Source organism: Providencia sp. PROV032 (assembly GCF_028484875.1).
Classification (GTDB): Bacteria; Pseudomonadota; Gammaproteobacteria; order Enterobacterales; family Enterobacteriaceae; genus Providencia; species Providencia rettgeri_E.
Genome location: NZ_JAMPSX010000012.1, coordinates 26,696 through 35,702 on the forward strand (window position 1 = coordinate 26,696; position 9,007 = coordinate 35,702).

Below are 9,007 nucleotides of genomic sequence, written 5' to 3' on the forward strand. Positions count from 1 at the left end.
AAGATCCTTTTCATCTATAATTTTTAAAATACCTAAAATTTTTAATTCTTTATTTTCTATTCAATATTAATTATTCCCATAAGGGGTAATTTGCCAAAATTGATATAGAAATAGAAAATGACTTTTTACACATGCCTTCCGATACTTTCTGATATCAATTCTACATATTCGATATTTATTGTCAAAACGAACACATAATTAGAGTTAATACAGAATAAAATCACATCAAAGCTATAAGGCGAAAAATATAAAATCAAAATAGCATCAAAATATACATTTCAAATATATTACTTAGAAAAACTTATATAAAAACCTCATTTTTCACTTACAAATATCTCAAAACACGTCAAAATACAGATGGTTTTATATCGAAATTTAAATCTATAAATACAGATAAGAGCGGAAATTAAAACTAAATTTTAGCGAAAAAATCACACCAACATCTAAAAAGACAGAAAAAATAGCAACAAAAAGAATATTAAAAATTAAGGTTAAGATAAGTCTTAATTGAAATTACATCAAATTGAAACATAATATTTCAATTAATTGTTCGCAATGCGTTACGCTTTTATCATGTATTTGTTTAATATTTGTTTCTGTTTTCCTATTTAATTTTAAATATCCTTTTTTATATTTTTCATTACCCTCATTTGCTTTCTTTATTAATCAAAAAAATACTTAGCAAGGTTAAAATTTTTTGATGGCAATGCTTTCATTTCTTGATTCTCTATAGTTCAAGAAACTGTGATAAACTTGTGAACAGTAAACATTTGCATTTTTCAACGGGTGGGTCAGTAAAATGGAAAAGATGAGTGAAAAAAAAGTTCTTGCGATGGCTGAACATATTTGCCAGTCAAGAGGCGTCAGATTGACACCACAGAGAGAAACGGTATTGCGCCTGATAGCACAGCAACATGGTGCAATCAGCGCTTATGATTTACTCGACCTGCTACGTGAAATTGAACCTCAAGCTAAACCCCCTACGGTTTATCGTGGCCTTGAGTTTTTAATGGAGCAAGGTTTTATCCATAAAATTGAATCAACAAACAGCTATGTCGTCTGCCATCATTTTGATAACCCAAGCCATATTTCTGTTATGTTGATTTGCGACCATTGTGGAAGCGTAACGGAAAGTGACTGTACAACAATAGAAGCTGCCATTATTAATTTAGCCGACGAACACCAATTCCGCTTAAGACATACCGTGGTGGAAAACCATGGCTTGTGTAAGAGTTGTGACGAGGTGAATAGCTGCCAAGATCACGAGCATTGTCATCATAACCACGAACAACCTATAACAGCAAAAAAGAAATAAATTGCTGTATTGCTAAAGAGTTTGATGAATACAGAGAGAAGAGAAAAAATATAAGACAGGAAATAAAACAGGCAGACCTCAAAATAAAGTAATGAAATCTGCCTGCCGTAGTCATTCCTGAGTGTAACCTACCATGACGCCTGGCTACTCACGGAAATTAATACCAATCACTGTTACGGATAACCCCAACAGCTAAACCTTCAATAGTGAAGTTTTGCTGGCGTAAATCAACAACAATAGGTTCGAATTCTGGGTTTTCTGCTATTAACTCAACGCGGTTACCCTGTTGCTTAAAACGTTTAACCGTAACTTCATCTTCGATACGAGCGACAACCACTTGCCCGTTGTGTACATTTTGCGTTTTATGCACAGCTAATAAATCGCCGTCCATAATACCAATATCTTTCATGGACATCCCGTTCACACGCAATAAAAAATCTGCATGTGGTTTAAACAGCTCAGGGTCAACTTGATAGTGGCTCTCAATATGTTCCTGCGCTAATAATGGTTCGCCAGCGGCAACACGCCCAATCAGAGGTAACCCCTGATCTTCGGTTTCTTCTTCAAGAAGCAGACGAATACCTCGGGATGCGCCTGAAACAATTTCAATAACCCCTTTGCGTGCCAAGGCCTTTAAATGTTCTTCTGCCGCATTAGGCGAACGAAAACCAAGGCTTGCTGCTATCTCAGCACGTGTAGGTGGCATACCTGTCTGCGAAATGTGATCTCGCACCAGATCGTAAACCTGCTGTTGTCGAGCCGTCAGTGCTTTCATTCCGTTCCCCTGTTTGTTTATACAGTCAAGCTGTGAGTATATACAGGTAAATGAAGATTTGGAACAGTTAAATCGCTCAATTTAAGCATTTGTTATCGATTTACTCTCTTTTTCCCGATGAAGTAACCAAACACCTTAACCAGTGAAATAGCGTTGCCATAATACCAGCGCCCAAATGAACAAAGCTAAACCGATACTCACAAATACCGCAGCAGAACCAATATCTTTAGCTCTCCCTGAAAGCTCATGATATTCACTACCAATACGATCAACCACAGCCTCTACCGCGCTATTCAATAATTCGACTATTGCCACCAGCACAACTGAGCTTACTAACAGGATTCTATCTATGTAACTGATATCTAAATAAAATGCGATAAAAATTGCGATAATTGCCGCAACGGATTCCTGCCTAAATGCGGCCTCATTAACCCAAGCTGCCTTCAAACCTTTAAGGGAATACCCCGCAGCTTTAATCACTCGCGTGAAGCCCTTAACTTGACTCGCCATATTTATTCCTTAAAAAATACAAACAATAATCGATTTTTACGGTCAAAGTGAATTGTCAGTAACAGATCTAACCAGGTATTTCTGGTATGATTGCGCAGCATTGTTAACAAGAGGCTATAATCATTTATGTCACTATGGCGTAAAATATATTACAACACGTTGAATTTGCCACTTAAATTATTGGTAAAAAGTAAACTAATTCCTTCGGATCCCGTCACTGAGTTGCAGCTTGATGTCAACAGGCCAACTCTGTACGTATTACCTTATCATTCGAAGTCTGACCTCCTCACGCTACGGCATCAATGCTTAGCTATCGGTCTGCCAGACCCGCTAGTCGACAATGATATCAATGGAACGAAGCTTCCGGCTTACGTTTTTATCGATGATGGTCCACGTGTTTTTCGCTATTATTCACCGAATCCACGTAAAGATTCAGTAAAAACATTCCATGCTTATTTAGATTTGCACAAAAACAATCCAAATCTAGATATTCAAATGCTACCTGCATCCGTGATGTTTGGGCGTTCACCTGGGCGTGAAGGCCATACTCCAGCCCCCCCATTGAAACTGTTAAACGGTATCCAAAAATTCTTTGCCGTTTTATGGTTAGGGCGTGACAGCTTCGTGCGTTTATCTCCGATTGTCTCAATTGGGAAAATGGCGCAAGACCACGGTACAGATACCATCATTGCCAACAAACTCGCTCGTGTCGCGCGTATTCACTATTCGCGCCAACGCTTAGCTGCAGTTGGGCCAAAACTACCCGCCCGTTATGAGCTGTTTAATAAGCTATTAACGTCAAAAGCGATTGAAAAAGCCGTTGAAGACGAAGCGCGCAGTAAAAAAATCCCACTTAAAAAAGCTCAGCAAAATGCCGTTGGGATGATGGAAGAAATTGCGGCCAATTTCTCTTATGAGGCAGTTCGTTTAACCGATAGAGTTCTTAGTTGGACTTGGAACCGCCTTTATCAAGGTATCAATGTTCAGCACGCTGAACGGGTTCGCCAACTCGCACAAGACGGCCATGAAATCGTTTATGTTCCCTCTCACCGCAGCCATATGGACTACTTACTGCTCTCATATGTGCTATACCATCAAGGGCTAGTACCGCCTCATATCGCAGCGGGGATCAATCTTAATTTCTGGCCAGCAGGGCCAATTTTCCGTCGCTTAGGGGCCTTTTTTATTCGCAGAACGTTTAAAGGAAACAAACTGTATTCGACTGTTTTCCGCGAATATTTAAGTGAACTGTTTGCACGTGGTTACTCCATCGAATACTTTGTGGAAGGTGGGCGCTCACGTACCGGACGTTTATTACAACCGAAGACGGGCACCCTTTCAATGACGTTACAAGCGATGTTGCGCGGTGACTCACGCCCTATTACCATTGTTCCTATCTATATTGGGTATGAACATGTCATGGAAGTGGGAACTTACGCCAAAGAACTTCGTGGTGCAGAAAAAGAGAAAGAAGGCTTTTTCTCCATGGTTCGCGGGTTACGTAAATTACGCAACTTAGGTCAAGGGTATGTTAACTTCGGTCAACCTATTTCTTTACCTCATTACCTCAATCAGCGCGTACCTGATTGGCGCGACTCTATCGACCCTATCGAACCACAAAGGCCAACCTGGTTAAACCCAACGGTCAGTTCGTTAGCCGATAACATTATGGTTAATATTAATAATGCAGCCGCAGCCAATGCGATTAACCTCTGTGCAACCGCATTGCTGGCATCTCGTCAACGCTCGCTCACTCGTGAGCAACTGGTTGAACAAGTCGAATGTTACCTGCAATTATTACGCAACGTGCCATACACCGCAGATGCAACAACCCCAAATAAAACAGCCGAGCAATTGTTAGAACATGCTTTGCAAATGGATAAATTCGAAGTAGAAAAAGACAGTATGGGGGATATTATTATTCTTCCTCGCGAAAATGCCGTCTTAATGACCTATTATCGTAACAATATCCATCATTTATTGGTATTACCATCACTCATAACTAGCATTGTGCTACACCATGAGCGCATTAGTCGCCAAGATATTCACTATCAAGTCGGTCAAATTTACCCATTCTTAAAAGCAGAACTGTTTATGCGTTATAACAGTGATGAGCTACATGAAGCGGTAGATACGCTGATCGATGAACTGAATAACCAAAAGTTAATTTGCTTAAAAGAAGACGATATTGTGGTGTTAAACCCTCGCCGTATTCGTCCATTACAGCTTTTAGCTGCTGGTGTACGTGAAACTTTGCAACGTTATGCAATCACATTGTCATTACTCAATGCGAGCCCAGAAATCAGCCGTAGTACACTGGAAAAACAAAGTCGTATCCTTGCGCAGCGCCTTTCTGTTTTGCATGGTATTAATGCACCTGAGTTCTTTGATAAAGCGGTATTCTCGACGTTAGTCGATACCCTCAGAGAAGAAGGCTACATTGACAATAATGAAAATGATATTTTTGTTACCAATGCACAGAAACTGTATGCCGTTCTGGCCCGTTTGATGTCACCGGAGATCCGCTTGACCATTGAAAGTGTTAGCCAGGACGATGAGTTTTCGGAAAAAAAGCCAAGTGAAAGCACGCAATCTCTGGAGCAAAAGAAAAGCTAATCACGTTTTCTCAGGTTAATAAAACAAAAAGGTCATGTTAGAAATAACATGACCTTTTTACTTTGGCTCAATGGATGTAATTCAAAAATAACTGATAAAAATACCAATAAACAAAATTAAACCAACAAAGTTATTATTCATAAAAGCTTTAAAGCAAGGCGCACGTTCACGGTTAACCATCAATTGCTGCTGATAGATAAATAAACCCGCAACTAACACTAATGAAATATAATAAAGGGTTCCTAAACCCGCCAGTGAGCCAATCACCAATAATAAGCCAACCATCAGTAATTGCAGCAAACCAATAATCAGTTTGTCATATTGCCCGAATAGAATAGCGGTTGATTTCACACCAATTTTTAAATCATCATCACGGTCTACCATCGCGTACTGAGTATCGTAGATCACAGACCAGATAATATTCACTAAAAACAGTAACCAACAAACAGCAGGCAACGTTTCACCAACAGCAGAGAAAGACATTGGGATTGACCAACCAAAAGCCGCCCCTAATACCACTTGAGGTAAGTTACTGACTCTCTTAACGAAAGGATAAACCCATGCCAGGGCCAAACCGGCAACTGACAACCAAATCGTCATTGAATTGAGTGTTAAAACCAGCAGGAAAGAAAGGCCAACAAGGCTTGCAAACAATATTTTTGCTTCTTTTTCAGTCACATCACCACTCGGGAGAGGGCGATGTTTAGTCCGCTCTACGTGGCCATCAAAATGGCGATCAGCAAAGTCATTAATGACGCAGCCAGCGGCACGCATAAAAAATACACCAGCAGTAAAGACGATTAAAAGATGTAAACTTGGCGTACCTTGAGCCGCAATCCATAATGCCCAATACGTCGGCCACAATAGCAACAGTGAACCAATGGGTCTATCAATACGCATTAAACGGCTGTATGCATGCCATTTACTTAGCGTCATACTTCCCTCCACTTTGTCGTGCTCCTTTTCGAATTCCATCATACTTCAAATTGGGTATATTTTAATACCACTAACCTCTGCAACTTACTGATTTATATTTGTTGGCATAGTGTCATTGCAGAGACCTGAAAATTCAAAATACTTAGGATAGTTAACGATATGCAGGTGATTCAGGTAAAAATATTTCTGTTAATAATAAAGGTTTATCCGATAGCCTTAACCGAGAACAACGCACCCAACGATTCGCGCAAGAACCAATATGGATATAATCTCGAGTTAAACGATCGCTGCTAAATAAATAGCGCCCTAATGGCACCCTTCCAATATCCACCAATTGCTGGTCATCATCGGTCAGGGTTTCTTCAGGGATGATAGTTCGGCCCAGTAACCAAGGGATGCCATCCCCATACATGACAACTTCTCTGACCCAATAGCGCTGACTTTTAGGTAAAGACTGTACTTCATTCTCACTTAGCTTATCTTGCGATACATAGCACTCTAAATAAGGTATCACAGCCACTTGCTGGCTATGCAGCTCAAAACGCTTTGTCATTGAGCCATGTTCTAATAGCCAATCTAATATATTAGCAGGCACTATTTTATCGTTTTTATCGTTCTCCGCCAGCCAATGAATCGGCTGAGAAGTAAAAAGCGTTTCATCCATTACTTAAAATTCCACCATGAATAACATGGTTATGATTTACTGTATTTCTTACGCAATAGGATATCACGTTGTTTTACGACAAGGTTAAAGTTAGCTAACAATTTATATAAAAAGTCACATTTTCAACACAAAATGTAAAAATATAGTGAAAAATATTTTAACTACTCGCAAGTTACCGATAATAATAAAATTTATTAATATCATAACAAATTACATTTTATTGATTGAAAAACGACCTATTTAACAATGGTCAGTTGAACAATATAAGGCAGGAACTCCCTGCCTTATATTGACGTATTTAAATAATACGTTGTTAACTTATCGCCAAGCTTTATAGCTGTTAATCAGACCATTGGTCGAGCTATCATGGCTACTCACCGTATCACTATTTTCTAATTCAGGCAGGATACGGCTTGCGAGCTGTTTACCTAATTCCACACCCCATTGGTCGAAAGTGAAAATGTTTAAAATCGCCCCTTGAGTGAAAATTTTGTGCTCATACATCGCAATCAATGCACCTAACGAATAAGGTGTAATTGATTTCAATAAGATGGAGTTAGTTGGACGGTTACCTTCAAACACCTTATAAGGCGCAACATATTCCATATCCGCGACATTTTTACCTTGTGCAGCAAACTCGGCATCGACCACCTCACGCGTTTTACCAAACGCTAATGCTTCGGTTTGTGCAAAGAAATTCGATAATAATTTTTCATGGTGATCCCCTAATGGATTATGTGTTACCGCTGGCGCGATAAAATCACACGGGATCATCTTCGTTCCTTGGTGGATCAACTGATAAAACGCATGTTGGCCATTGGTACCCGGCTCACCCCAAATAATCGGGCCTGTTTGATAAGTAACAGGTTTTCCATCACGGTCAATATATTTACCGTTCGATTCCATATTGCCTTGTTGGAAGTAAGCGGCAAAACGATGCATGTATTGGTCGTATGGCAGAATCGCTTCAGTTTCTGCTTCAAAAAAATTGTTATACCAAATGCCAATCAAACCTAACAATACAGGGATGTTCTTTTCGAATGGTGTTTGAGTGAAATGTTTATCCATGGCATGAGCACCGTCCAATAATTGAACGAAATTATCAAAGCCAACTGATAAAATAATCGATAAACCAATCGCTGACCATAATGAATAGCGGCCACCAACCCAATCCCAAAATTCAAACATATTGTTGGTATCAATACCAAACTTCGCGACTTCTTCGCCATTCGTTGAAAGTGCCACAAAATGCTTAGCCACTTGGCTTTCATCTTTTGCTGCTGCCAAGAACCAATCACGAGCAGAATGCGCATTCGTCATGGTTTCTTGCGTTGTAAACGTTTTTGATGCAATTAAAAACAGTGTCGTTTCTGGATTTAATTTTTTCAACGTTTCTGCAATTTGCGTACCATCCACATTCGATACAAAATGCATGTTTAGGTGGTTTTTATATGGACGCAATGCTTCTGTGACCATAAATGGGCCAAGGTCTGAACCACCAATACCGATATTCACCACATCAGTAATCGCTTTACCGGTGTACCCCTTCCAATCACCGCTGATAATACGCTGACTAAATTGCTGCATTTTATCCAATACCGCATTTACTTCAGGCATGACATCTTTGCCATCAACATAAACCGGAGTATTATCGCGGTTACGCAAAGCAGTATGTAGCACTGCACGGTCTTCAGTACGGTTAATTTTCTCACCTTGGAACATGCTATTAATGGCATTTTCTAACTCTGTTTCTTTTGCTAGGGCCAATAAATGTTCCAATGTTTCTTGGGTAATTCTATTTTTGGAGAAATCCACTAAGATTTGACCATCGAACGTCGCCGAAAAATGAGTAAAGCGGTCTTGATCCTGTGCAAACAAATCGCGCATATGAACATTTTTCATTTGCGCAAAATGTTGCTCTAGCGCCCGCCATGCCGCCGTTTGGCTTGGATTAATACTTCTCATGGATAACACTCTCCAAATAATTTTAAATAGAAATAGATTGTACCCCGTCACAAAAACGAGACTTATCGGTTTTCTGCGTTATATTGATATTCCCCAATTCTACCCAACTTTTCCAGACTTAATTGCCCCTTTTATTGAAATACGCACTTTCAATGTCATGCAGCTTGAAAACGATGAGCATACAAAAGTATGTGATTCGGCTAGCTGAACGCAGTCAACACCCATG

7 protein-coding genes are annotated in these 9,007 nt (G+C 39.7%); 2 read left to right on the top strand and 5 right to left on the bottom strand.

Going from position 1 to position 9,007, the window contains the following annotated elements; genetic code table 11:
• Positions 1-799: 799 nt before the first annotated feature.
• Positions 800-1,315 carry a zinc uptake transcriptional repressor Zur gene (zur, locus tag PSF42_RS10645; RefSeq protein WP_125894945.1) on the top strand — a complete coding sequence of 172 codons (516 nt, stop codon included), beginning with the start codon at positions 800-802 and terminating at the stop codon, positions 1,313-1,315.
• A 157-nt stretch (positions 1,316-1,472) separates the two neighbouring features.
• Here zur and lexA read toward each other — a convergent pair whose 3' ends face one another.
• Entirely contained in the window at positions 1,473-2,090 is a 618-nt protein-coding gene (gene lexA / locus PSF42_RS10650) for a transcriptional repressor LexA (RefSeq protein ID WP_004915217.1), read from the bottom strand.
• Positions 2,091-2,225: 135 nt separating this feature from the next.
• A complete protein-coding gene (locus PSF42_RS10655) occupies positions 2,226-2,600 on the bottom strand; it encodes a diacylglycerol kinase (RefSeq protein ID WP_125894943.1) in 375 nt (124 codons plus the stop codon).
• A 126-nt stretch (positions 2,601-2,726) separates the two neighbouring features.
• Between PSF42_RS10655 and plsB the strand changes: the two genes are divergently transcribed.
• A complete protein-coding gene (gene plsB / locus PSF42_RS10660; RefSeq protein ID WP_125894941.1) occupies positions 2,727-5,216 on the top strand; it encodes a glycerol-3-phosphate 1-O-acyltransferase PlsB in 2,490 nt (829 codons plus the stop codon).
• 81 nt (positions 5,217-5,297) lie between these two features.
• Here plsB and ubiA read toward each other — a convergent pair whose 3' ends face one another.
• The 3 genes from ubiA to pgi all read right to left on the bottom strand — a co-directional run bounded on the left by ubiA (position 5,298) and on the right by pgi (position 8,781).
• Complete coding sequence (ubiA, locus tag PSF42_RS10665) at positions 5,298-6,152, bottom strand: 4-hydroxybenzoate octaprenyltransferase (protein WP_112307368.1); 855 nt, start codon at positions 6,150-6,152, stop codon at positions 5,298-5,300.
• Between the two features lie 151 nt (positions 6,153-6,303).
• Complete coding sequence (ubiC, locus tag PSF42_RS10670) at positions 6,304-6,816, bottom strand: chorismate lyase (RefSeq protein WP_213914509.1); 513 nt, start codon at positions 6,814-6,816, stop codon at positions 6,304-6,306.
• Positions 6,817-7,134: 318 nt separating this feature from the next.
• Positions 7,135-8,781, bottom strand: coding sequence for a glucose-6-phosphate isomerase (gene pgi, locus PSF42_RS10675; RefSeq protein WP_125894937.1), 1,647 nt, complete (start codon positions 8,779-8,781; stop codon positions 7,135-7,137).
• Positions 8,782-9,007: the final 226 nt, after the last annotated feature.

Coding starts and splice junctions, on each gene's coding strand:
- zur (WP_125894945.1), top strand. CDS start 800: ATGGAAAAGATGAGTGAAAAAAAAGTTCTTGCGATGGCTGAACATATT.
- lexA (WP_004915217.1), bottom strand. CDS start 2,090: ATGAAAGCACTGACGGCTCGACAACAGCAGGTTTACGATCTGGTGCGA.
- PSF42_RS10655 (WP_125894943.1), bottom strand. CDS start 2,600: ATGGCGAGTCAAGTTAAGGGCTTCACGCGAGTGATTAAAGCTGCGGGG.
- plsB (WP_125894941.1), top strand. CDS start 2,727: ATGTCACTATGGCGTAAAATATATTACAACACGTTGAATTTGCCACTT.
- ubiA (WP_112307368.1), bottom strand. CDS start 6,152: ATGACGCTAAGTAAATGGCATGCATACAGCCGTTTAATGCGTATTGAT.
- ubiC (WP_213914509.1), bottom strand. CDS start 6,816: ATGGATGAAACGCTTTTTACTTCTCAGCCGATTCATTGGCTGGCGGAG.
- pgi (WP_125894937.1), bottom strand. CDS start 8,781: ATGAGAAGTATTAATCCAAGCCAAACGGCGGCATGGCGGGCGCTAGAG.